The sequence below is a fragment of the Novipirellula herctigrandis genome (assembly GCA_007859835.1).
Lineage (GTDB): Bacteria > Planctomycetota > Planctomycetia > Pirellulales > Pirellulaceae > Novipirellula_A > Novipirellula_A herctigrandis.
Window position 1 is genome coordinate 7,021,521 of the sequence record SJPJ01000001.1, and the last position, 25,134, is coordinate 7,046,654.

15 protein-coding genes are annotated in these 25,134 nt (G+C 53.9%); 9 read left to right on the forward strand and 6 right to left on the reverse strand.

Annotated features, from left to right (window positions below; genetic code table 11):
• Positions 1–40 precede the first annotated feature (40 nt).
• On the reverse strand, positions 41–2,449 hold the full coding sequence (locus CA13_RS35670) for a glycosyl hydrolase family 28-related protein (RefSeq protein WP_419194815.1): 2,409 nt from the start codon (positions 2,447–2,449) through the stop codon (positions 41–43).
• A gap of 357 nt (positions 2,450–2,806) precedes the next feature.
• Here CA13_RS35670 and CA13_RS25630 point away from each other — a divergent pair, with 357 nt between their 5' ends.
• From CA13_RS25630 to CA13_RS25645, 4 genes are all read left to right on the forward strand, one after another.
• A complete protein-coding gene (locus CA13_RS25630; protein WP_419194816.1) occupies positions 2,807–3,781 on the forward strand; it encodes a glycerophosphodiester phosphodiesterase family protein in 975 nt (324 codons plus the stop codon).
• 461 nt (positions 3,782–4,242) lie between these two features.
• Positions 4,243–5,211 (forward strand): universal stress protein, encoded by a 969-nt coding sequence (locus CA13_RS25635; protein ID WP_146401540.1) that lies wholly within the window; start codon positions 4,243–4,245, stop codon positions 5,209–5,211.
• Positions 5,212–5,608: 397 nt separating this feature from the next.
• On the forward strand, positions 5,609–8,329 hold the full coding sequence (locus CA13_RS25640) for a cation-transporting P-type ATPase (RefSeq protein WP_146401542.1): 2,721 nt from the start codon (positions 5,609–5,611) through the stop codon (positions 8,327–8,329).
• Positions 8,330–8,435: 106 nt separating this feature from the next.
• The gene (locus CA13_RS25645; protein ID WP_146401544.1) at positions 8,436–9,263 is read left to right on the forward strand and encodes a hypothetical protein; all 828 of its coding nucleotides are present in this window, start codon (positions 8,436–8,438) and stop codon (positions 9,261–9,263) included.
• A 367-nt stretch (positions 9,264–9,630) separates the two neighbouring features.
• Here the strand turns inward: CA13_RS25645 and CA13_RS25650 are convergent, their stop codons facing one another.
• On the reverse strand, positions 9,631–10,665 hold the full coding sequence (locus tag CA13_RS25650; protein ID WP_146401546.1) for a DUF1559 domain-containing protein: 1,035 nt from the start codon (positions 10,663–10,665) through the stop codon (positions 9,631–9,633).
• Between the two features lie 18 nt (positions 10,666–10,683).
• A complete protein-coding gene (locus tag CA13_RS25655) occupies positions 10,684–11,160 on the reverse strand; it encodes a VTC domain-containing protein (protein WP_419194817.1) in 477 nt (158 codons plus the stop codon).
• Between the two features lie 935 nt (positions 11,161–12,095).
• Between CA13_RS25655 and CA13_RS25660 the strand changes: the two genes are divergently transcribed.
• Entirely contained in the window at positions 12,096–13,571 is a 1,476-nt protein-coding gene (locus tag CA13_RS25660; protein WP_419194818.1) for an alpha-L-fucosidase, read from the forward strand.
• A gap of 45 nt (positions 13,572–13,616) precedes the next feature.
• Here CA13_RS25660 and CA13_RS25665 read toward each other — a convergent pair whose 3' ends face one another.
• Together CA13_RS25665 and CA13_RS25670 are read right to left on the reverse strand one after the other, a co-directional pair.
• The gene (locus CA13_RS25665; protein ID WP_146403892.1) at positions 13,617–13,820 is read right to left on the reverse strand and encodes an integrase core domain-containing protein; all 204 of its coding nucleotides are present in this window, start codon (positions 13,818–13,820) and stop codon (positions 13,617–13,619) included.
• The gene (locus CA13_RS25670; protein WP_146401552.1) at positions 13,754–14,005 is read right to left on the reverse strand and encodes a hypothetical protein; all 252 of its coding nucleotides are present in this window, start codon (positions 14,003–14,005) and stop codon (positions 13,754–13,756) included. Before CA13_RS25670 ends, CA13_RS25665 begins: the two co-directional genes overlap by 67 nt.
• Before the next feature lie 313 nt (positions 14,006–14,318).
• Here CA13_RS25670 and CA13_RS25675 point away from each other — a divergent pair, with 313 nt between their 5' ends.
• From CA13_RS25675 to CA13_RS25690, 4 genes are all read left to right on the forward strand, one after another.
• Positions 14,319–16,712, forward strand: a complete 2,394-nt coding sequence (locus tag CA13_RS25675; RefSeq protein ID WP_419195156.1) for a DUF6288 domain-containing protein — start codon at positions 14,319–14,321, stop codon at positions 16,710–16,712.
• A gap of 263 nt (positions 16,713–16,975) precedes the next feature.
• A complete protein-coding gene (locus CA13_RS25680; protein ID WP_419194819.1) occupies positions 16,976–20,683 on the forward strand; it encodes a CHAT domain-containing protein in 3,708 nt (1,235 codons plus the stop codon).
• Positions 20,684–21,119: 436 nt separating this feature from the next.
• Positions 21,120–22,811, forward strand: coding sequence for a hypothetical protein (locus CA13_RS25685; protein ID WP_419194820.1), 1,692 nt, complete (start codon positions 21,120–21,122; stop codon positions 22,809–22,811).
• Between the two features lie 500 nt (positions 22,812–23,311).
• On the forward strand, positions 23,312–24,184 hold the full coding sequence (locus CA13_RS25690; protein WP_419194821.1) for an RHS repeat-associated core domain-containing protein: 873 nt from the start codon (positions 23,312–23,314) through the stop codon (positions 24,182–24,184).
• Between the two features lie 656 nt (positions 24,185–24,840).
• Here the strand turns inward: CA13_RS25690 and CA13_RS25695 are convergent.
• The gene (locus CA13_RS25695) at positions 24,841–25,113 is read right to left on the reverse strand and encodes a hypothetical protein (RefSeq protein ID WP_146401559.1); all 273 of its coding nucleotides are present in this window, start codon (positions 25,111–25,113) and stop codon (positions 24,841–24,843) included.
• Positions 25,114–25,134: the final 21 nt, after the last annotated feature.

The following is a 25,134-nucleotide window of genomic DNA, read 5'->3' on the forward strand; positions in this document are numbered from 1 at the left end:
CGCTAGGATTTTCGGGTGATGAAAATTCAACAGAACACGCTTAGTCATTTGGCGTGGATTGTCGCCATAGAATCGGATCTTCATTGTTGGGCAACCGGATTTCTTGGCCGTCGTTGATGACCATCAAAGGTGAATACGACGTGTAGGGCTGCGCTGGATATCTCCGGTATGCCATTGATATTGGCGACGTCTGACGCGCATTAAACTGGTCACTCATGTTGGTGAGAGTGATGTTTTGGCAATCGACAAACACATAGTGGGCTGAGCCTCTCAATGGCGTCGCATTTCCACCATGACCGAAGATGTTGATATTGTTTGAGTCCTGAACCTTTAGAAAACGCGTCTGGTATTCGGTTTTGACACCGTAGACGTTAACGTTGGCGCAGTTTCTGAACTCACATTGAGCGTAGGAATCAGCGTGCTGAGCGTGAAGATGATAGAACGCCAGTGGACCTTGGGTGTTTTCGACCAACACATGGCGATAGTCGTCCGTTTCTTCTGCGAGCCCGTGAATAAAGAAATTGTACCACTTGCCGCCGCCATGTCCGCTGATTCGTACCGCAGGTGCTGAGTATCGGAACTTGTCAATTCCCTCTTTTTGACGGCGTGGATAACCGTAGAGATGTGTGCGCGCGATGTGCGGCGAGCGGACAATGGAAGACCCTCCGCAACGCCACGAAAGTGCATAGAATGGCATGGTGCCATCGAGTCGCTCAACCGTTTCGGTGGGAGCTTCATCGGTCAGCAATATTCCCAGACGAAAGAGGGTCGTATCGGCATCGGCGGTGTTGGCCGTTTCGACTAATGGCTTGAGCACATCTCCTTTGCCAAGTTCGCCATAGGGAGCCCGAGTCATGATATTCGATAAATGCTGGGCTACTCCAATCAGCTTGGTTGATGGTCGCAATCGAATGGTGTCGGTGACGCGATAGTAACCTTTGGGCAAGAACACGATTTCATGTTCGTCGATGGCCTTTTGCAAAGTGCTGGTGTCGTCGGTAACGCCATCACCCGCTGCGTTGTAGGGAGGCGACTTTACATTGATTGCCTTTGCATTTTGGAACGAAGCAAATGAGTCGCTCCAAAGATGCCGAGCGGTTAGGTCCTGCGGTGGCGTGTTGCCGGATTGCGCTTCCAGATAAGTTAGAGATGAACGTTCGCCGTTTATGTAGACTGATTCCTGAAAATGGTGATGCTTGAAGTTTGGTGGTTGGATCGGATAAGCCAATTCTTTGATGTGCATCCATCCCGTCGGATTCGCTGCGATTCCCTGTACGACATTCCTCGCTTGCTCCACGTACACATTGCGCATATAGAAGCTCTTCTCTGCCTCACACACCGAGCCACCTAACTCTCCGGTGAATTGAATGACGCTATCGATCAGGGCCAAACCACCGTTGTATGGGTTGGCTGGATAATCGCGTTCCAAGCGAATCACGGGCCCGCTATTTTTCGTTAGTATCCGCCATCCGACTGCGACGAGTGGTCCCCTTGATTTGTTGACCAGCGCAGCTTCCGTCTGGTTGATCAAGGTGATACCGACCATCGTAGGCGTCGGCTGAGTCCCAGAGCCATCGACACGAGATTCAGGCGGAAAACCATGCGTGTCGATTCCGATCCGACCGCCTCGAATGGTGATATTGTGATGACTACCACCGCTGCCCGCCGCGCCGAGCATTCCTGTGTGACCGTGGGTTGCGTCGATGGTTACGTTTTGAGCGCTAGAACCCTCGGCGGCTTGCATACGAAGTCCAACGGCCCCGGCGTTTCCTTCGCCAATAACGATATCAATGTCGGAAAAAACTTGGTTGTAATTGATGTTCGCTTGTGGGTGTAGCGGTCCCTGTTGGTAATCTCCTTTGTCGAAACCATAGTTGCAATTGGTGAAATGCACCGCGATCTTGAGTTGCTCTGGATCGGAGAAACCCGGCGACCGCGGTGCGAGCAATAGCGCCGAACGTTGTTCTGGTGCGCTAGAGCCCACCAGAACGCATGGGAAATTTGCTGCGCTCGTCACGCGTCCATTGCCACGCATCGTTAGCTTCTGGCGGCACTCGATCGTATCGGATATTAGGTAAGTTCCGCCCGGGAAAAAGACGACCATCTGATGATCGCGGGCAAAGTTGATTGCGGCTTGGATTGCCTCGGTTGCGTCGTGTTGTCCTAAGCGGTCGGCACGAAACGGCGCCGCCGTGACATCAACTAGTCCCAGCTCCGCCATCGATTGGTTGGCGAGTTCTGCGGGCACGTCCAAACAAATGCCCTCGGCGACTGGCTCTTCAACACGACGATGAATATAGGGTAGATACTCGGCCAACTGCTGTTTGGTCATATTGTTGCGTCGGCGGACGAGCTCCTGGGTCTCGGGGCTTAACAGCTCTTGTCCCCAGGCCGCTGCGTGGCAAATAACAGTCGCAAGATAGAATAGCGTGGCGAGGCGTTTCAGCATGATGTCACCAAGATGATTCAAAATTTGTTCGATACAACGCGTTCGAAATAGGTCGTATCGCTAAGATCAATGCACGCAAGAACATCGTAGGGCGGGGAAAGGATATTGTGAAATTCGCTCGGCTGAGAGCCCCCCAAGCGAAGTGTGTGGTCGGCGATGTCCATTGATAACGATTTGCCGACTTGATCGTCGTCATATTTCGTTATTACATTGTCATCGGCGAGCGACCAATTCTACCATATCCGTTCGCATTTACCTACAATATTCACTTAGTCAGCAGGGACGATAAAGGAAATCGGTCTGCACCGCAAAATCGCCTTTTACAAATACACACGACGCTTCGAAATGAGTACACCGATGATACGAGTTTTCGTTTGGGCTGCTTTCGCAGTGTTGCTGACACCCAGTGTAACATTATGCCAACAACAAGCACGCTTGCACCGCATTGATACGAAAAATGCGAACGGACTGCGGGAACTATTGAGGCACGACGGTGCTACGATGCCACTGGTCAGTGCACACCGCGGCGGCGCGGTCGCCAACTATCCTGAGAATTGTATTGCAACGTTTGAGCACACACTTCAAAGTGGATTTTCGATTTTGGAAATCGATTTGCAGTACACCAAGGATCGACAAATTGTGTTACACCACGATCGCACGCTCGATCGTACGACAAGCGGAACGGGGCCCGTTTCCGATCGGAGCTTGCAACAGCTGCAGCATCTGCGTTTGAAAGATAACGCGGGCAACGTGACTAAGTATCTGATGCCGACATTGGACGAAACGCTGCGTTGGGCTCGTGGCAAGACAATCCTTATTCTGGACAAAAAGAACGTTCAGGTTGAAGATTGTGTCAAGAAGATTCAAGAGCACCAAGCGCATGGCTACGCGATGATCATGGCTTACAATTTTGAAGATATCCGAACCTGTCACCGACTGGATCCTGACATCATGATGGAAGTGATGATCGGAAACTCACAAAGGTTACGTGGGTTTCGTGAGTCGGGAGTGCCTTGGGATCGAATTGTCGCGTTTGTCGGACACGATGTGCCACGCGACGCAGATCTTCTGAGGCGTCTTCATGCAAATGGTGTTTGCTGCATGGCGGGTACCTCACGAAACCTCGATCGGCAACTTCGTAATGCTAACGAGCAGGAATGTACAATGCTGAGAGCGGAATATCAAAGTCGGCTTGACTTTGGTATCGATTTGATAGAGACCGATTTGCCAGTTGCGTTGAGTGCTTTGATTTATGATCTGCAGGACATTCCTGAATCAAAGGCTCGTTTCTTTTTCTTGCCGACCAACGGTCAGACCTCGGCGTCCCAGTGAGTGCGTGTCCGGATCGGGCGCAGGCATGAAGCAAAACAGATTAACGGGTTTTTTGAATGCGGCCCATTTGAATACGGCCCATTCAAACGCGGAGCGTCATCGAGTTGCCTTCGGAAACAGATGAGAAAACACCATAAGATGTAGACCATTGATAACCGGACTCTGCCAAGCGGACTAAGTTTCATCCGTAATCGCATCGCTTTTGACATTCTTCTTAACAGCAGAGCGATCGTCCGAGAATGCAGTGTGAGGATGCAAAACGAGTTATTGAAGATTCCTGGGGAGCGTGAACGGTTCGCATGCATGCAGCGTTAACGTTTCAAACGGTGTGACGAAATCGGAGCGTTCGTTCCGCGGCGCAACGGTTGTCGCTCGGTATCGCTCGTGTTAGATTTCGATGGCGGGCGCTACTACCGTTCAAGTTGCGAGGCGCGTTTCGAAACACACCATGGACATAGCTAATGCGACATCTAAAAAAATTCTTGGTCGATGCGGACGGAGACAATGCTACGAATGTCATTCAAGCGGCGATTGCTACAGCAAAACGGATGGGGGCTGAACTGACCTTGGTTTCCGTCGTGCCGCCTGCGGAAACTCAAGTTCGGATTTCCTCCAAATTGATTGGTTTGGATCAAGTACAGAAGATGATGGTTGAGCAGCGGCAGTCACAGCTTGAAACGCTCGCTGCCCAGAGTGGTGAAAACATTAACACGCGGGTATTGGTCGGAGACCCGACTACGCCGATCATCCAATTGGTCTGTGATGAGGATTACGATCTTCTGATCAAGGCACCTGCGCCCTGTCACGGACTTAGGGAACAATTGTTTGGCGGAGCCGACATGCGATTAATTCGGGCGTGTCCGTGCACCGTGTGCATCGCGCGTCCTAAACTGGACTCCAATTCAGAAAGTTCGGGGAAGATCGTTGCGGCTGTCGAATATGATTATGGAAATGAATACAAAGCAAACCTGAATCAGTCGATCCTAGATGGTGTTGCGTTTGCGGCGACATTCGACCCTTCGATCACGGAAGTAGATATTGTTTATGCGTGGTCAGTATACGGCGAGTCTTTTTTGCGATCCGAGCGTCGTCCTGACCTGATCGAGGAGTTGGACCGTATCACCGAGGCTGAGGAGGCTCGTAGCCGAGAGTGGTTAGCAGCTTTGGTGAATCGGTTCCGCGACGGATTGGATGATCACTACGCCGATCGTTTCAAGCCAAATACAAAACTGTTGCATGGAGATCCGGTTCAGGTGATTCCCGAATATGTACAGCAGGTCAATGCGGACTTGTTGACGCTTGGCACTCGGTCCCGTTCGGGAGTGACCGGAATGTTGGTTGGGAACACAGCCGAGGCGATTCTGACGCGAGTCAGCTGTTCCGTGGTTGTGCAAAAACCGATTGGGTTCCAGGCCCCCAAGCTTTCCTGATTTGTAAAGGTGCGGTTTGTTCCGCATCGCGAATCCGTGCCATTACGGATTCCCGAGGCTTTCACGCCAATGTTGGCATCGAAAGCTTAGGACGCTGCATCCAAAGCCGTGAGCGTTATGAATGCGCATCTTTGCGATAAGTGAGGCATGATCGAGCGGGGTGAGTTGCCGCATGCAAAACGCCAAAACACGGGCCGGTAGACGCGTCAGGTGTCGCAATGAACCAATTCGCATTTTGGCTTCTCACTCATGGTAGGATGTTCAATGCCCGATAGGTTGCGAAGGCATCTTCGGGGCGGATGGATCCTGTTCAAGTTACAAGCAAAAAGTGATTTCGGATCGTGATCGGTTGTGCATTGGGTACGAACACCGAAGCATCGTGCAGGGAGATTGTCAAATGGCAAAACCACAAACCGAATTTTGGCACCATCAGAGCACCGAGGATGTGGTATCGCGGCTTGAAGCTGACATCGACCGTGGACTCGGGTTGCTAGAGATTGATCGGCGTCTCGATCGGCATGGTCCGAACTCGCTGACGCAGCGAGTCGGTGAGACTCCGCTTCAAATCTTGTTCCGTCAATTTCAACAACCGTTGGTTTATATCCTATTGGCTGCGGTTGCCCTTACTTTGGTGCTTCGCGAGTGGGCAGACGCTGCTGTCATTTTTGCCGTCGTCATTGTCAATGCGACGATTGGGTTTATGCAGGAAGCAAAAGCCTTAAAGGCGATCGACGCACTTAGTAAGATCATGAACAACGAGGCAACCGTTGTGCGTGGTGGTCAGCCATCTCAGGTCGCGGCGGCGGAATTGGTGCCGGGAGATTTGGTACTGCTGCAGTCGGGCGATCGAGTTCCTGCTGATTTACGTTTAGTTCGCGTAAAAGATCTGCAAATCGATGAGTCTGCGTTGACGGGCGAGTCGGTTCCGGTTGAAAAACATACGGATATTTTGGCGGCAAGCACGGTATTGGCTGACAGAACCAATATGGTTTTTTCGACAACGTTGGTAACGTACGGAACGGCGGCTGGCCTAGTCGTGGCGACGGGGGATCGAACCGAGATCGGCCAGATTAACGAATTGATCGCGTCCGCCGATGTCTTAGAGACCCCACTTGTTCGTCGGATCAACGAGCTTAGCCATTCGCTGTTGAAAGTGATTCTCGTGCTGGCATCATTGGTTGCGATTGCAATCATGATACGTGGTGAGTCCGCTGTTGAAGTATTGCTGGCCGCAGTCGCGCTTTCCGTGGGCGCAATCCCTGAAGGACTTCCGGCGGTAGTGACCGCAACTTTGGCTCTTGGTGTGTCGCGACTCGCGCAGCGACATGCGATAGTGAGAAAGCTTCCTGCGGTCGAAACACTCGGCAGTACTACCGTGATTTGTTCCGACAAGACCGGTACGCTGACTCAAAATCAAATGACAGTCTGCTCGATTTATACCGGCGGACAGCAATACGGCGTCACGGGAACTGGCTATGATCCCGATGGCCACATGACTAGCACGCTGCGGGACGGTGACGAAGCTACCAAAGTACCTGTTGTCGTAGGCGAACCATTGTCGGAAATTCTGCTTGGTGGGCTGCTTTGTAACGACGCTCGAGTGACCCAGGATGACGACGACAATTGGCGGGTCGAGGGTGACCCGACCGAGGCTGCTTTACTGGTTTCGGCGGCAAAGGGAGGTTTTGTCCGCGATCATGAACAAACACTTCGGCCTCGGCTGGATGTCGTTCCTTTTGAGTCGCAGCACCAATACATGGCGACGCTGCATCGATCTGGTGGCGAAACTACGGTGTACATGAAAGGTTCGGTTGAACAATTACTGCCGCGTTGCGTTAGTCTTTTCGGTGGGGGTGATCTTGACGTTGATGAGACCACGGTAATGGTACAGACGATGGCAAAACAAGGCCTTCGTGTTCTTGCATTGGCTACGAAGCCGATGCCATCGCATCAGGAAACACTCTCTCACGATGACGTCCAAGACGGATTACAGTTGCTAGGTTTGCAGGGCATGATTGACCCGCCCCGCCCCGAAGCAATCACGGCGGTTAAGGCGTGTCAGCAAGCTGGCATCAAAGTAAAGATGATCACGGGGGATCACGTTGGAACCGCCACAGCGATTGCGTCGCAATTGGGCCTTGAAGGCCAACGAGACGAGCATACACAGTCGCTGGTTGGGTTCACCGGTTTGGAACTGGAACAGATGACCGACCGTCAATTGATCGAGTCTGCCGAAAACGCTGCGGTATTCGCACGCGTGTCACCAAGTCAGAAACTGCGTCTTGTTGAGGCACTGCAATCTCGCGATCATGTTGTGGCGATGACCGGTGACGGTGTGAACGATGCACCTGCCCTGCGACAAGCCAATATTGGCGTTGCGATGGGAATCACTGGTACAGAAGTGACCAAAGAAGCAGCCGATATGATTTTGACCGACGATAATTTTGCGTCGATTGAAGCGGCCGTGGAAGAGGGGCGTGGGATCTATGACAATCTGATTAAGTTTATCGCTTGGACATTACCAACGAATTTGGGTGAGGCCGGAATCATTCTCGTTGCAGCGTTTTTGGGACTTCAGCTTCCCATTACTCCGCTGCAAATCCTCTGGATAAACATGGCGACTGCCGTACTGCTTGGCGCGACGCTCGCCTTTGAGCCGAAGGAACCCAACCTGATGTCTCGCCCGCCGCGGGCACAAAACGATCCGATACTCTCTCGAACAATGATTTGGCGTACGTTATGGGTTGGTGGGATTTTGGTCGTTGCCACCTACATGGTCTTCGCTTTCAAGAAGTCCCTTGGCGTCGATGTGGATTCCGCGCGCACCGCTGCTGTTAACGTCATCGTGCTGGGACAGGTGTTCTACTTGTTGAGCTGTCGATCGCTTCGGCATTCAATGTTTCGGGTTGGAGTATTTAGTAATCGATGGCTGTGGCTTGGGGTCGTAGGGATGATCGCACTACAACTGTTATTTACCTATTCCCCCTTGATGAATCGCCTTTTCGAATCGGCGCCGACCACGTGGCGACCGTGGGCTCTAGCCATCGGTTCCGGCCTGTTACTCTATATGCTTGTCGAGCTAGACAAGTGGCGGTTCGGGCAAAGCCGCGTGGATTAGAGCAGGCTCTGTAAAAGAACCTGAGTTATTCAAGAGCGACCATCTCGCCTATCGTATTCGCGGGTCTAGGATCAATCATAAACATTCAAGCACCAAAGAGGTCGCGATGCAAACGTCGCCAACCACCGTTCAGAGTCTCCGTCGAGTTTTCTACGACAGTTTTGTTGCCAGAGATCTTGCCGAGCCGCTCGCATCCTTTGATGTAACCGCGGACGTTGAAGAAGTTCGCCGATTCATGGTCAGTCGCCCGCTGACGGTGATTGGCATCCGACGAGAGGGGGTCGTTGCTGGATTCATCGAACAGGACAACGTAACCGATTATCCGCTGGCCGAGCAAATGGTGGCTTTGTCATCGGCCGCCATCGTGACAACAACGACGCCGTTTCAAGATGTCGTGCGAAGCCTGAACGAAACGAGGTTTGTATTGGTGTCGACTTTAGGGCAACCTGTTGGCGTGATCGTCCGATCCGACCTCGAGAAACCGCCAATGCGGATGTGGTTGTTCGGTATGGTGACGTTGTTCGAAATGATTCTAACGCGAATCATTGACGGCTCTCTGGCAAACAACGTTTGGTGCGAATCGCTTTCAGATCAACGAATTGCAAAGGCGCAGCAATTACAGGCTGAACGCACGCGTCGAAAGCAGGCAGTCGATCTAATTGATTGTTTACAGCTATCGGACAAAGGCCAAATTTTTGCGAGGACACAGGAACTTAGATTGCGCCACTGGAATCGTTCGCGAAATCAAATCGAAAAGTCGATTAAGGGAATAGAAAGCCTTCGAAATAATCTCGCCCATTCGCAATCTTTCACTGTTGAAAATTGGGACGTGATCGTTCAGTTGACAGAGACATTGGATCGTCTCCTTGAAGTCCCTGCCGAATTCGTTGCCCAGGATAGCTTGAAGCCATATACAGACGGAGACAGCGTTTGAACCGATTCGCGTAATCACCGATGTTATGAAGTGGACTCCAATGTTCAAACCACGGCGGGATTCTTCGATAGAGAGCAGTGTTCGCTTCGAGCCTTTGGGATGGTCGATTTCCCCAAGGCGAGTGACGGTCTAAGGACTGGTGCCGACGCTTGCGTTCGGAAAAGCCCAGGTAGTCACTGAGCCCTTGATGACAATCCGTTCCTATGGCGTTTGCCTTGATATCGACTTCGTCATGTTTTACAGTTCACCACAGTCGTTCAATCATCGACGTTATCGATTGCGCGTCCTTTGCCGTCCATGCTTACTGCAAGCGATTGCAATGCGAGCGATTCGGCGGAATCATTGATCTCATTGCGGACCGTCGGCCTTACTCCTCGACGACCTCGCCACCGGTCTTAGTCGATAGCCGAATTAACACCAATCCGTCAATGTTTTCCGAGATGAAATGGACCGAGCCGTCGCAGCGAAGCGTCATCGCGCCGCTCGGGTGGAACGAGTAAATTTCGCCGTCGTTGGTCGCATTGACCGCAGCGGTCCCGTGCAAGTCAACGTCGAATGGCGGGGCCTTATCGGTCTTGTTGGTACGACCTGAAACCGAATCAGCGAAATCCAAACTGAGGCTGTCTTGGATGTCGGCCCATCCCCAACCCTCTTTGACATAAGATGTTCCGGTCCAGAGTTCGCCGGGATCGGGATTGCTCCCCAGTCGCCGGTTGATCCACAATTCGGGACGGCCGGCGTCTTCGACTAACATAATCGTCGTGGACAATCCGTCGGAAATTTCGCTCGTCGGAATCCAACGGCCCACCACGCCGGGGGCTTTGTGATCGGGCGGGAATAACGCTCCGCGAAGTTCGCGGCTATTGCCGCCGGGCAGGTCCGATCCCTGCGCGATCCAACAACTCCGACGAACGTTGTTGATCGCCGAGTAATCGCTGCCGCCGAATTGAGCTGATTCGTAATTGATGCCACGATCTTCCATGATCAGCGGCGGCGGCATCGTGCGTCCCGACGCCGTCGAGGGGCACAAGAAAACGGGGATCGACGTGGCGGTGGCGACTTGGTTTTTTTTGTTGGACCACTTCAGATCGGTCTGGTAAACCTCGAACAGGCCGGGTTGTTCGATTAGCGGCAGCAACAAGGTTTGCCAGCCGGCTTCGAAATCTGGCTCGGAGATATTGATGCGGCTCGGCGGAAAACCGCCCTCAACACTGACGTGATTGTGCATCGCCAAACCGATCTGTTTGAGGTTGTTGGTACAAGTCGTACGCCGTGCCGCCTCGCGAACCGCCTGTACCGCCGGTAACAACAAGGCGACCAGGATGCCGATGATCACGATCACCACTAACAACTCAATTAGAGTGAAGCCGGGCAGCCGATGGCGCCAACGATGTCCGATCATAGGTAAGCAAGACCTGGGTTAGAGTGTTCGAGTAGCGACCGCTTCGACAACGGGCAGTGCACTGAGTGCTGCGACGAGTTCGGCTGGTCGGGATGGCGGGCTGGGTTCGATTCGATAAACCATCTGCATCGCCGCGCTGCCGCGACGAATCGTTTCGGCCGAAGTAAGATGGCTGCCGCCTGAATCACTGTCGGCCAACCACGCTCGCAAGCAGCATTCGGAGACCGCCGTCCGCCTGTTTCGCACGACCATTTTCTGCTTCCGTTTCGGCTCGGACCCCAACGTCGGTTCGTCGCCATAACGGTGGATGCGATGCTTAGAACGTCCTACCATGCCGCTACGGTAATACAAATCTCGCTCGGGAGTGTCAAAATACAGCGAATGGATTCCGTCGCAATCGCCGCCGTCGAGATGTCCGATGTTGTCCGCTGACATCTGCTCTCGCGTCAAAGTTCGCACCTCGGCGACCAAACTAGCGTGCAGCCGATACTTCATCTCAATCCGTTTCGTATTCGCACAGGGCATCGCTACTCAGGGCATCTTCTTGACGTGTTGCGACCAACACGATGATCGAGTTCGCAGACCGACACCGGGCCTTCATGAATACTTAATATACTAATCGGTCGGCGAACCACAATGGCGTCGCTGGAGTGGATTCTCGGAGAAATCACATCGATCCAAAAAGCGGCCACCCTCAATAATTCATCCTTGGAAACGGAATCATTGGCATCGAAGAAAAGGGTTTGCGAAAAAAACTTTCGAACGGATGGCTGTGGAACCAAATTGCAATGTTCGGCTTTCGAAGACAGATTCCGAATGTTTTGCGAGAAACCAAATGGGTCGGGGGGTGCCGAGATGAAACCAGTCTTGGATAGAGAACAAACCTCTCTTACGAAGAACGAGTAGCCATCGACTTCGACCTCCGGCGAAAGTGCGAGTCCGGTAAAAAAGGTCGTGCCGAGCGTCCGTATCGGGGGAAACGAAGGCCAGCTATTGAGCTCTGAAATCCTCGCTTTCGTGTGCCGACCTTGTCCTGACATGGGGAAGGCAAGAACAACCTGGACACGGCGGAGTCTATCCACTTGAGCATGCGTGGAAATGAGCATGCGTGGAAATTCCAAGACGCGCTTCCCCGCGAGGTCCGATCAGTGAGGTCTGATCGGTCCGCAGTTCGATGCCCACCATTGGGGCGGATTTTTCAGCGGACAGGCAACCACTCGGTGGGCACGCCTGCCATGAACGTTGATCGGAATTCAGTTGGGATTCCAAGCATGCACTTGTTGCCAAACTTTTTCTTTCGAAGCGCGTCCGCCAAAAGTACTCGGCTAATGCACTACAATGTGCAGGAGAATCGAAAGCAACAAGCTTACGTCGCCGTTCGTTTTCCAGAGCAAGTTGTGCATTTTTTTGGAGGAGTCATTCACAATACCATGTGGTACCTAAATCAATTAGCAGGTGAATTCTTGTTATCGAGGGTCGATTTTGTCTCTGAACGCAAGCTCGCAGGTTGCGGGCGCGTCGCACTTAGCATTTTCTTGATGCTTTGCTTTTCAGTTGGACGCAATGGGGCGACGGAGCCAACCGTCACCGATCCCGCGTTGGTCGACATGGGCCGGCGTACCGAGGAGCTTCAACAACTACGCTTTGGCATGTTCATCTGCTGGTCGTTCAGCACGTTTTCCGGCATGGAGTGGACACGCGATATCGAGAGTGTTGATTTCTTTCAAGCAAGCGGATGCGATACGGACCAGTGGTGCCGCACGGCCAAGGAGTCCGGTATGGGCTATATTCTGTTCTTGACAAAACATCACGACGGATTCTGTCTTTGGGACACCCAGACCACGGATCGCAAGGTGACCGAGAGCCCCTTGGGTATCGACGTGCTGGCTCAACTGCGCGAGTCCTGTGACAAGTACGGAATCAAGCTGGCCTTGTACTTCTCAGAAGGCGAGTGGCGCTGGCCGGGGCCGCGGCAACAGAATGGCGGCGGGCTGAAACCTGAAATGAAGAAGAGTCAACTGAAAGAGCTGCTGACACAATACGGCCCGATCCAGTACATTTGGTTCGATCACGCCATTGGGACCGGCGGGCTGCCCCACGACGAGACGACCGCTTGGTGCAAGCAATTGCAACCTGAATGCTTCATTGGGTTCAATCATGGCGACCAAGCCAGTGCAGACATTCGTCTTGGCGAAAGAGGGCGTCCTGGGCCGTTGGACGATCAAACCGCTGCCGGCCCGCACATGCGAGATGCCCCAGGCTCAAAGTATCGTTTAGCCGAGTTCACTTACCCGATCCAACCAAGTCGTCCCAAGGGCGCCAAGTGGTTCTATTCGCATCCAGACAATGACGATGTTTGCTTGTCGGCAGAGAAAATCTATGCGGATTATCTGGGGGCCGAGAAGTATGGCAACATCTATTCGCTCGACATCGGCCCGATGCCCGACGGTCAACTTCGGCCGATCGACGTAGCAACTCTTTTGAAGGTGGGGCAATATGTTCGCGGCGAGATCAAACCACCGCCACTGCCGATCAGTCAGGGCCAATCGTCCAGCGCGTCCAGCGTGTGGCAGTTGAATCAGAACTATGGGCCGCGGGCTGCCTTTGACGGCGACCCGAGTACTCGTTGGGGCGCGGAAGAGGATTCACGCAGCGGTTGGCTCGCAGTGGATTTGGGACAGCCAATAACGATCGATCATGCGGTGATTGATGAGGGCGACTGGGATCGAGTTCGCCGCTTCGAACTGCAATTCCTACAACATGACCAGTGGAAAACCGTGTCTGGCGGCACCACACTGGGGCCAAATAAGGAACTGAAGTTCGAGCCGGTCCAATCGCAACATTTTCGCTTGAACATTCTTGAAGCCAAGGACGTTCCCACAATCCACGAATTTACGTTGTGGTGACCTGCTCCCCTTTCCTGTACCAACCTCAGTGAGCGAAACCGGGTTTCATCTGGCTGGGCTAGCCTGACCAGATGAAGCGAACTCTTTGGGAGTCAGATTGCCCAAAACGCTGTGGGCTCGATGTTCGTTGTAGTCGACTCGCTGAGATTCAATCACTGCCCGTGTTTGCGGTAGATTCCCGGTCAGCTTGCATGCCAGGCACTCATCGCGAAAACGGCTGTGGAGCTTTCGACATAACCGTTTTGCCAGGGGATAGTATTGATTTCATGCTTAAAACACATTTGAAATCGCCCCGCGATCGCCATTCTTGCACTGCGATTGCCTTGGCTTTGCATCGCTGGCTCTTTCCGCATCCCCCGAGGACAATCCAAACCATGGATTCCATCGAACAAAGGAACCGCCTTTGCCACATTCTCTTCCGCTTTGGCGGACACAAGTTCTCTCGCTCACTGAAAACAACCAATGAGCCCACAGCTACGTCTCACCTTTGACCAGCTCGAAGACAATCTACAGTGACCGTGAGTTGCCTCTCTGTCTCAAGCGAATCGCAGGAACGAACTGCGTCCGAAAGGCGAACGCAACTAAACGTTCGCACAAAATAACGATGAAATTTCCTACAAATCGATACGCATTGCATTGAGCCGCTACATTGGTGCTAAACGCACTCACTTCACATGCCAAATAAGGCAGGCAAGGATAATGATGAACGACCGATGCAAGACCGTGTTTCCGTTTGTTTTCCTTGTAATGGCAACACAATTCGTTTCCGTACTCGTCTTGTTCGCGGATCCGTTGTCGGCCGCCGGGCCAGGTTCTGCGATCGCCAACCCCGACTTTACGCACAACGAAAAAATCCCCGAGGGCGCGGACCACGACTGGAATCTCGGGCCGACAGGCGCCCGCGGCTGGATGTTCAGTGACAAGCTGGTTACCACCGACGCGCGACAGATAGCGATCACAAGCGTGCAAAAGAACTCACCTAGTGACGGAGTTCTTGCGGTCGGTGACGTGATTCTCGGTGTGGGCGGACAGCCGTTTTCCTACGATCCACGCACGGAGTTGGGCAAGGCGATCACGTTTGCTGAATCGGACGCAGGTGGCGGAGACTTGTCGCTGATTCGCTGGCGGGCCGGCAAGACAGAGAAAGTTGTCGTCAAGCTACCGGTTCTTGGCACCTACCGCGCCACCGCGCCCTACAACTGCCCGAAGTCGAAACGGATCCTCGAAGTGGGGTGCAAGGCGTTGGCTCTGCGCGTCGCGGCCCCCTCTTACCAGCAGAATCCGATCACGCGTTCATTGAATGCTCTCGCTCTTCTAGCAAGCGGCAATGACGATTACCTACCGCTGGTGAAAAAGGAGGCTCAATGGGCCGCGGACTACTCGGCCGATAGTTTTCAAACCTGGTACTACGGTTACGTCATCATGTTGCTCTCAGAGTATGTGATTGAAACCGGAGACGACTCCGTCATGCCGGGCTTGCGGCGTCTGACGATGGAAGCCGCCAATGGGCAGAGCGTGGTCGGAACGTGGGGGCATCGCTTCGCGAATCCCGACGGACGGCTCGGCGGCTATGGCATGATGAACGCCCCGGGATTGCCGCTGACCACCTCGCTGATTCTCGCTCGAAAAGCGGGCGTGCAAGATCCCAAGCTGGATCAAGCCATTGAGAAGAGCTTGCGTTTGATGCGGTTCTACATTGGCAAGGGAAGCATCCCGTACGGCGATCATGCTCCCTGGATCGAAGCCCACGAAGACAACGGTAAAAACGGAATCGCTGCTTTGATGTTCAATCTGCTTGGCGAAACCAAAGGCGCTGAATTCTTCTCGCGGATGAGCGTCGCCTCGCACGGGTCGGAACGTGACACCGGGCACACAGGAAACTTCTTCAACATCCTGTGGTCGATGCCCAGCGTCGCGCAGTCGGGACCGCACGCCACAGGCGTGTGGATGCAGGAGTTCGGCGCGTGGTATTTCGACCTTGCGCGAGGTTGGGACGGGACCTACCTTCACCAGGGACCGCCTGAAACGAAGGGCGACAAGTATGTCGGTTGGGACTGCACCGGCGCCTACCTGCTGGCCTACGCCTTGCCGCTGAAAAAAATCCATCTGACCGGCAAACAGTCGTCGGTCGCACCTCAACTCGATTCCGCCGCGGCACAAGCTCTAATCCTTGACGGACGCGGTTGGACGAATAAGGATCGCACCCGCTTTTATGATGAGTTAAGCAGCCAGGAACTGATCAGCCGCCTGAGCAGTTGGTCGCCCATTGTTCGCAATCGCGCCGCGATGGCGCTGGGGCGTCGGCCGGAGGACATCATGGCCCAATTGATTCCGTTGCTCGGCGCTTCGGATCTGTACACACAATACGGCGTCTGCCAGGCGATCAAGATGCAACGAGGACGTGGCGCTGCGGCGGTGCCGGCGCTGCAGAAAGCGTCCCGATCCGACGACCTCTGGCTGCGGATTCTGGCAGACGAGGCGATGGCAGGGATTGGAGATCCGGCCAGAGCGGCCATTCCCGATATGCTGGCAAGACTCGCCAAGACCGACCCGAACAACGATCCTCGCAGCATGGAGCAACGTTACCTCTGTTTCGCCTTATTCAACAAGCGAGGCGGACTGATCGGCAAGTCGCTCGAAGGCGTCGATCGCGAGTCGCTGTTCAAAGCGATTCGCGCCGGATTGCAAAACGAAGATGGACGGGCTCGCGGCAGTCTTGCGACGGTGTACGAGAATCTCAGCTACGATGAAATCAAACCGCTGTTGCCCGCGATCCATCAAGCGATCGTTGTGCCGGCGCCAAGCGGGGTCATGTTCGCCAGCAACATCCGGGTCGAGGGACTCCGGTTGTTGGCCAAGCATCGGGTCGCGGAAGGCATCGATGCGTGCGTGAAGTACACGCGAACGCAAAACCCATGGGCCAGCGAGAAACGCACGCCGGAGCTGATGAAGTTGCTGCTTCTCTACGGCGCCCACGCTAAGCCAGCCATTCCAGAACTGAGGCAAATCGCCGACTATTTCGAGAACGACGAGAAAGATTTTCCGCGGAGATTGATGCTCGAAAAGGCCAAGGTTGTCCGCCAGACAATCCGTGCCATCGAGGCTTCGGACGAGCATCCCGAGTTGATTCATCTCCGGTAGCGTTTCGCATGCTCTGGTCAACGGTTCAGCGGAACGACGTTCTTGACAGGAAAAAAAGTTTTCTGGAGTTCCTGCCGTTCGCTTAAAGACGCGACCAAACTTCTTCACAATGTCCTCGATGAGCGACGCTGAGAACAAATTCTTTTGGGAACCTAAACGGACTATCCCACGTCTGTAAACCAGAGGGAGCTGTTGCGACTCGTTGGATGAGAAGCTCCGTATCGGCTGATTCCTCACTTTTTTTCCACGAATCGAGTAGACCATTGAAGAATCGGCAAGGGCGTTTGACGGGATGGATCGTGATCGTTGCATCGATGGTCCAAGGGGTTGCTTCCGCCCAGGAGACCACCGATGTGCTTCCACGCGGTGCTGACGCCAGCAATGTGGTGATGAATTGCGAACGTGGTCCGGTAGCCCTTCACGTTGCGGCTAACGGCCGATTGATCGCGTGCCAATACGCTGCCGGCAGACCACCGACCAAGTCGAATTCCATGTCGGAAGCCCTGATCGTCTACGATTTGAAGAGCGGACGTGAGCTTCATAGGATGGACTTTCGCACCGCAGACCCTTCTCGATCGGCCTGCACGCCGGATGGTCGCTACCTGATTGTCATCGACAGGGAAAGGGTCCATCACCTGGACCTCGAGCAGGGAAAGGTCGTGCGGACGTGGCCGATTGACATCACTTGGGCGGTTCCTGCCATCAGTCCCGACGGTTTGACATTGGCTGTGCGTGAAGAACGAGTGATTTCGATTTGGGATTTAAAAAGTGGCGAGTGCAAGCGCCGGTTGGATGGCCATCCGACGCGAATTCGCACCTTCGCGTTTGATGACAGTGGCACGATGTTGCTATCAAGTTGTAGCGAAGTCACGCGGTCATGGGATCTGACGTCGGGCAAAGGAAAAACCCTTGGAGTCCACGACGAATTCACCAGCCTGGCAATCGATCGCAATACAAACCGGCTGTTCGCAACGCGTTGGGGCGGAGATCCACCCAGTGGCGCGGGTTGCTATGATCTGCGTTCAGGGCGACGGCTGACGTTTCTTGATGATCACGATGCGATGTTAACCGATGTCACAACCGATCGTTGGTACACGATGGAGCTCGGGGAAGAGGAACTGATCCAAGCGGTCCAAATACGTAAGCTTTCGAATCCTGGGGTTCCGAAGTACCTCGCCTTCGACAACCGGCTGAAGGAATGGACTCGCTCTGGGAAAGGCTGGGGTGTACCCAAGATGTCGCTTTCTCCCGACAAACGGTATTTGTTGTTGACCCTTGCTCGAGGGTCGCTTTGCCAAGTCTGGAACTTGCAGGGAATCAAGGATCAAGATTTGCTTGCGTCGCACTCGAAGATCAAACGTGCTACTGGCTCGGGACAGTCACCAGGGAATCAAAAACTCTCTCGCGAGCAACTCTTTCTGAATCGGATTAATGGCATTGTTCGCAAGGCGAACGCACTCTGTAACGAAGGAAAGAAAGATCTCGCCCGACTTGAAATCGAAGCATTGGTCGATGCCGGACGAAAGCGTTTGCAGAGAGCCCCGAAAAGGCTTCAGAAGCTGCTTCAAGAGTGTGGTTCCGCCTACAACTCTTGTCTGCAGGACCGAGAAAAGGGGATGCCTTTGATTCGTGAGGCACTTGAGATGGCGGAATCTGGCAAACGATTCGATTCCTATTGGGAAAGTATGATCGGCGATATTGCGGTCGAGCAATATTCGAAAGGCGATTACCAAGCAGCGGTCGCTACCAAACGGCGAATTATCGATCAACGCATCTCCGAAGGCAAAACGCCCTCGAGTCATAACTTGGCAGGCCTAGCCTTTTGGCTCAAAATCGCGGGAAATACTCAAGAGTCCATCTCGCTGTACCACCGCGCTTGGCAACAAGACAAAACAGAATGGGGACCGCTTCATCAGACAACGCGTATGTCCTACGACAGGCTGCTCAAGGAGGTCGACGAGGTGGGTGGATGGAAATTGCTCGAACCTATTTTGGTGAAGCAGCTTGATGAAAACAGACGATACATGGGACCGACTCACCCAGAAACAGCGGAGGCGACACTGCAATTGGCGGAGCTCTACGGTCGTCTTGGCAAGTCGGAACTGGCGCTGACGACCATGGACCAGAGTCAACGGATCTTGCGAGATCATGTTGCGCGACAGTTGCCTTCGATGTCGGAGACCGAACAAAGAGAATTCCTCACACGTCGCTTTCAACCATCACTTGACGCCGCTTTGCGTCTGGCCGTTCGACTGAAACAGTTGCCCAACGCGGCTGAAGTTTCTGCCGGCTGGATTCTCAACAGCAAAGGCACTGCAACACGGGCGTTGGCAGAACGTGCCAGGATTGCGGCGTCGACGAGCGATCCGCAGGTCCAGGCAATCGCTGCGGAGCTAAGCGAGACGCGTGAGATGCTCTCGTCGTTGAGTCTTGCCAACCTTTCGTCCAAGACGGAAAGCGACGGTCACAACGAAACTCAGGGGGAACTCAACAGACTTCGAGAACAGGAGTCCGAGCTGTCATGGAAACTTGGCTTGGCCGGTTGGACAGAACTCCGGCGAGATCCCTGGACCTCCGTGTCGGCGATACGCGACAAGATCCCAGGCGACTCCGTGCTTTTGGAGTTAACGATCACCGGTATGGTTGAACCGCAAGAGAAGGACGCTGGGCGAGAAGCCAACGTTGGTCCTAAGAATGAAAAGCCCCAAGTCGTCATGTGGATCATTCCCCCCGCGGGACAGGGCAAGGTCCGGATGGTGGTGCTCTGTGACGACTTGATGAGTCTAGCCCGTCCACTGGCGGGTTTTTACGCCTGCGTCAACGGACGAGTGCCTGCCAATCAAGTGGCAAACGTCAGTCGTCAGAGTCTCGCAGCGATTGCCGCGCAGCTCGTCCGTCCGTTGCCCCGCGAAGTCAGCAGTGCAAAAAAGTGGTTGGTTTCGCCCGACCATCTGTTGTGGTTGATTCCCTGGGCGGCACTTCCGGAGTCGGACAACCGACTGGTGATCCACCGACATGAAGTTCAATACCTGCTCAGCGGCCGCGATCTGCTGACTCTACCGTCGACGGAGTCAAAATCCGCGCCGATGATCGTCGCGAATCCGGACTACAACGCCGGTGCAATCGATGGCAAAGGCGATTCCGCGTTCAGTCCCTTGCCGGGAACCGCGAAGGAAGCGGAATCCGTTCGGCCATACCTGCGAGACTTTGCAAACTCCGAGCCTGATTTCTACGTTGGAAGCGATGCGATCGAGTCGGTCGTCAAGGCTGCACAGCGTCCGAAAGTCGCACTCTTCAGTACGCATGGCTTTGCCACAGTGGTCGCCGACGAACACCCCTTGGCCACTTGCGGGTTGGCGTTCGCGGGAGCCAACGCGGCGATCAAAGGCAACGGAGATGGCGTTCTGACAGGACTTGAAATTTTGGGGGCGGACTATCGAGGTACCGAATTGGTGGTACTCAGCGCTTGCCAGACGGCACTGGGAAGCATTCGTAGCGGTGAAGGTGTCGCTAGTCTGCGGTACGCATTTCAGTTGGCCGGTGCGAGAAACATCGCAGCCACACTGTGGTCCATTCCGGATGAGGTTACGGCGGATCTGATGCGTGACTTTTTCAAACACTACTCATCAGGCAGCACGCCGGCGTCCGCATTGCGATCGGCCCAGTTGGCAACGATCGAGCGACTCGAGAAAGAGGGGGGAACCGCTGATCCTTCGCAATGGGCTGCGTTCACCATTGCGGGGCCGCCTCTGCCGAAGGTTCACCGACCGCCGACTCACACAACTGGCGCCCAAGTGGCCAGTTCACCGCGACAATGGAAAAGCGCCAACGGGAAATTCTCCGTGACGGCCCAGCTCGTTTCCGTCAACGACCAACGGGTTGTCCTGCGTAAAACAAGCGGCGACGAAATCGAAGTCCTGCTTAGCCAACTTCATCCGAAAGACCGAGAGTTTGCCTCTTCATCGCACTAAAAACACGTCTCGTCCTCAGAATCGGTGGGTCGAATTTCTATGCAAGTAAGGCAGGCTCGACAAATCAAGGCGTTTCTACAGAATCCAATCGTTGCTAAGCTTCTACTCAAAAACAAGTTAAAAACTGCACGACCTCTTCAACAGGGGGGACGCCAATAGCGTTGCTGCCGCTCCGGAAACTTGCTGCAGATCCTTAGTGAAGTTACCCACAAGTTTTGCGGAGAAGCCGCATCTTACTGAGATAGCTCTTCCTGAGATAGCATTGATCAATGCTGAGGTCGGGACGCACCAACCGAACGAACCAAATTGCTTTTAGAATGGCCCTGAATCTTGAACACAACCATCTTAGATTGACCGTGGATTGCATTCCTTCTTACCCTGCTTGCGGACCAGTCAACTAACGAATGAAGGATTCAATGTGGAGACATCCACTGAAGTGACGAACAGGAAGAATAGCCGAACGAATCGACGCTGGTTCATCCTGTTGATTGGCGTGATCCTGTTGATCGTCTTGGCGGTTCTAGGTCGCATGGCCGTCTACCATGTCGGCGCGACGCCGTTTTCGCACGTGCCGCTTGAGAGCGGCAATATCGAGGTCCCGACAGCGCGCACTTTAGAATGGCAGGATCGTTCGGAGACGACCGATCGTCTGCTTGAGCATTGGGCCAAACATTCGCTGGGCGAATGGAAGACCGATGGCAAGGTTGGGGCACCTCGCGCCCTGATGGGGCGATTCTTGCTCAAGCGTGATTTGGAAGCGGCGAACGCCTATCTTTTGAGTGTTACGCCGTGGGGCAAGGCAGGCTCGACTTGGGAACGCCATCCCGAGGGCGATTATGACTTCACATTGGCGGGACTCACGCCAATTCTGTTTCTTTTCGGTGATCAGCCCGACGTGCTCTATCCGAAAACGCGAGAGCATTTACTGAAGGTATTGTTACCGCTCGAAGGCGGCGAACCGTTGGTGATGGTGCCACGCACGCTCGGGCTGGTACGAGATACCGAGAACCATCTTCTGATGACCGAAGGCTCACGCTACCTAAAGAACCGCTGGTTAGCACTCCACGGCAGCCAACGACCGGTGCACGACAACGTCGCCAACTCATTGGAGGCTTGGTTGCTGAATCTGCTTGAAGAACTGCGAACCGCGGGACTCTACGAATTCAATTCGATTCCCTATGAGGGTTATACGCTGACAGCGGTGTTGAATCTGGAGGCGTTTGGCTCTGAAGCGGTTCAGCAAGCCGCACGCGATTTGCTCGATCAACTGAATTGGAACTACGCTTTGGGCAGTTTAGGCTTTCGTCGCTTTCCACCGTTTCGTCGTCAACCGAAGCATGCCGACGATACGGGGCTGACCGGTGATCGGCACGCGGCGCTGATCAAGTCGTGGGTCAGTCTATTGCCCAGCGCCCCCGGCAACATTGAGGTGACTGAAAGCCATCACGTCGGGCTCTGGGCCTGTTGGTCACCCTATCGGTTACCGGATAAAGTCGCGCAGTGGATCCTCGAAAAACCAAACGAATACTATGTGCAAATCGGGCACGGATCCAGAAGTTCACCTGAAATCTATTCCGGAGGTCCCGGCTATCTGCTCACCGCCGGCGGAGTATACCGGCGCACGCGTTCCTTATTGGTAGCACGGCCCATCACGCTGATCCTTGATGATGACGACGCCACCGATCTTTCGCAGGTACTGCATCTTTCGGGGCCTGGCGACGACTACCGCCAGTGGAACAACACGGGTGTTTGGCGTGACTTTGCCGTCACCGGCGGTCCCGTTTCGATTCCCCAAAATTGGTTTCCAGACGCGAAGGGCAAGACTTGGAAGGTGTATCGCCGAGGCAAAGATCAATGTGTCGCCGTTCATTCGAGCACCCATTTAGGTGTTGTTCATCTAACGCGTTCTTCAAATCCGCAAGCTGTGCTTGAGGCCGTGGAGAAAGCGAACTCCGACAACGACGCGTTGAGACATTCGTTTCACCAGCCAGGTGGAAGTCGGATCGATTACGATACCGGTGCATCATGCAACCGGTGGGTGATTGAGCGGATTGATGGCATGCCGGTCGATCGCCGGTTTGATGCGTGGCCAAGACTCCAAGGCGAGGGAGTTAACGAGACGAAATGAAGTAAATCGGTGCCATCCATAGGAAATCAGTAAATCGGTGCCATCCATGAAATGCAAGATGATGGACGCATGGTGTCACCCACCCACTATTGTTTTGGCTGCCGTTTTTCGTCGGCGGTCAAGATGCCCGCCATGGCTTTCGGCACGAGGCCGACTCCACGCATTCCTCCGAGCCGATAGATGTGGAGTGAGGATGAGCAAATGGCGTCCGCTCAACCGCAGACCCAAAAGCGAACACCGTGCAAATCGGATCGGTTAAACTGGACAGCATGTCAGTGACCCTCGACGACCGAACCCACCCTCACGCGTACCAGCGCGCGGGAACTCAAAAGGGCGCAAGGCGAGACGATCAAAGATCGTCAGCGTCTTGTCGTCGTTCGGCATCAAGCGATTGCCGCAAAACACCGCCTCAATCGCAAACAAGAAGACAAAACCGCCACCGAGCTTTCGATCGAAACCAACAGTACAGCATCATCGCACTAACCGATGGCGGTGGATTGGTGAAAGAACGCTACGCGTACGATGCGTACGGAACGCCTACGATCCTCGATGCCGCCGGAACTGCACTTACGGCGAGTGCTGAAAACAATCGCTACACCTACACCGGCCGCGAGTACGACGTGGCGTTAGGCCTGTACCACTACCGCGCCCGCATGTACGACCCGGTTGCCGGTAGGTTTTGCTCCAGAGATCCAATCGGGTATGTTGATGGGCTTAGTCTTTATGGTGGGTACTTTGTGCCATTTGGAGTCGATCCTTTTGGTCGGGCAATTGTTACGACTATTGATCTCGATATCCTAGGTCTTCCACGCGGTGACGGTTCTCCGCTCGATAATGATCCATTTCCCGACGGACCCATAGGACAGGGGCTTGATATTGGTACATCTCCCCCGCTTATGCCTTATCCTGGGGACATTGAGCCGGTATCACCATCTATCAACCCATCCACGCCTACCGACCCCGGAGACGGGGTAAGAACACTCGTAGAAAGTCCTCATCATGAATTTAATTTCAATGCAGCAATTACAGCTGATTGTGGTGGAGTGGTCGTAACTTCTGTATGGACCAGCGGCGTGACGAAAGCTTTTGTTGGAATAGAGTTACATGACCCCTCTGTGGAGTTTCAGAGCTATTCAGATTGTGTCAACGGTCGTTTGATCGTGTCGCATACAGGGTATGTTACTGCCGTCCTAAAACATACGGCGGGGATGGATATAGATGTTGCGCTCGGTGATGCTGGTGGTCTATCTATTGGCGTTGGCGGAACATTGCACGCTATGCTGGTAAAATTATGTTTTCATCAGGACCATTTGACTGTGGGGGCTGCGAATGAATCGACAGCTGAATCCTTACGATCCATCCCGAACAAATGATGAAGAACAACCATGGCTGAGCCGAACTGGTTTAGCTGTTCTTTTCTTGTTGGGTGCTTCTGTGACGCTCATTTTGTTCAGTAATCATTTGGCAATTCAAAAATTTCGTTCGTTAGAAGGGCATCCCGGAGAGCTTCCGCATAAATTGTCCGATGCCCTTCGAGTTCCAGTTTTGCTAGAACGACTTGGAGTGCTTCTCGGACTCGTTGCGTTGCTTCTGTTTGGGTTTAAGGTTATTCAGTTTTACACACGAAAAAATCGAAACGATGAAAGAGACAAGCAGGATGAAATCTAAAGTGGACAAAACTAAGGACTGTCATGGTTAGGCTTGACCCTTAAGTAACCTCATTCGACCACTCCATAGCGTTAGGCGGGATTCTTGTCTCACGCTTTCTTTTTAGCTGCCTAGATCTGGTAGCTTTCCACTGCCGGGGAGAATACCCCAATGTGACTTGGGTAACGCTCGGTGTTGATGAGATCCTTGCAAGCGGCTCGCGGTGCGTTGACTGGATTGTCGCTTCGAGTGGCGAGTGTTTTGAGGCGATTGCGGGTCGTTTTGGGAGGGTTTTTGCACGCCAGGCATAGCGCCAGCCGCAGCGGTGCTTTGACGCTTCGCTGGTTCGGTTGCAAGACTTCGTGCCAGAGTAGAATCAACATCATGCGGCCTCCCGCTGATTTGGCGGTGGGCCGCGTGGCGAAGCAGCGGCGTCGTCGTGGGCGATCAGTTCGGCATAGCGGATGCGGACGGCGTCCATCACCGGGTCGTGGGGACTGGTCCAGCCTTGATAGAGCAATTGGATCAACGGGTTACTCGTTCCACGCCGCGTCTGATCCCGGACGACTCGGGCAAGCAACTGCAACCAACTGCAACCAACTGCGGGCCGTGTCGAGACCGGCGGTGATCGGCTGCGAACTCGACCGTCCAGCATGGACAGAAGCGAAAATCAAGT

Bases quoted from the DNA above. Each gene is read 5' to 3' on its own strand.
- CA13_RS35670 (WP_419194815.1), bottom strand. From the start codon at position 2,449: ATGCTGAAACGCCTCGCCACGCTATTCTATCTTGCGACTGTTATTTGC.
- CA13_RS25630 (WP_419194816.1), top strand. From the start codon at position 2,807: ATGATACGAGTTTTCGTTTGGGCTGCTTTCGCAGTGTTGCTGACACCC.
- CA13_RS25635 (WP_146401540.1), top strand. From the start codon at position 4,243: ATGCGACATCTAAAAAAATTCTTGGTCGATGCGGACGGAGACAATGCT.
- CA13_RS25640 (WP_146401542.1), top strand. From the start codon at position 5,609: ATGGCAAAACCACAAACCGAATTTTGGCACCATCAGAGCACCGAGGAT.
- CA13_RS25645 (WP_146401544.1), top strand. From the start codon at position 8,436: ATGCAAACGTCGCCAACCACCGTTCAGAGTCTCCGTCGAGTTTTCTAC.
- CA13_RS25650 (WP_146401546.1), bottom strand. From the start codon at position 10,665: ATGATCGGACATCGTTGGCGCCATCGGCTGCCCGGCTTCACTCTAATT.
- CA13_RS25655 (WP_419194817.1), bottom strand. From the start codon at position 11,160: ATGAAGTATCGGCTGCACGCTAGTTTGGTCGCCGAGGTGCGAACTTTG.
- CA13_RS25660 (WP_419194818.1), top strand. From the start codon at position 12,096: ATGTGGTACCTAAATCAATTAGCAGGTGAATTCTTGTTATCGAGGGTC.
- CA13_RS25675 (WP_419195156.1), top strand. From the start codon at position 14,319: ATGGCAACACAATTCGTTTCCGTACTCGTCTTGTTCGCGGATCCGTTG.
- CA13_RS25695 (WP_146401559.1), bottom strand. From the start codon at position 25,113: ATGCTGGACGGTCGAGTTCGCAGCCGATCACCGCCGGTCTCGACACGG.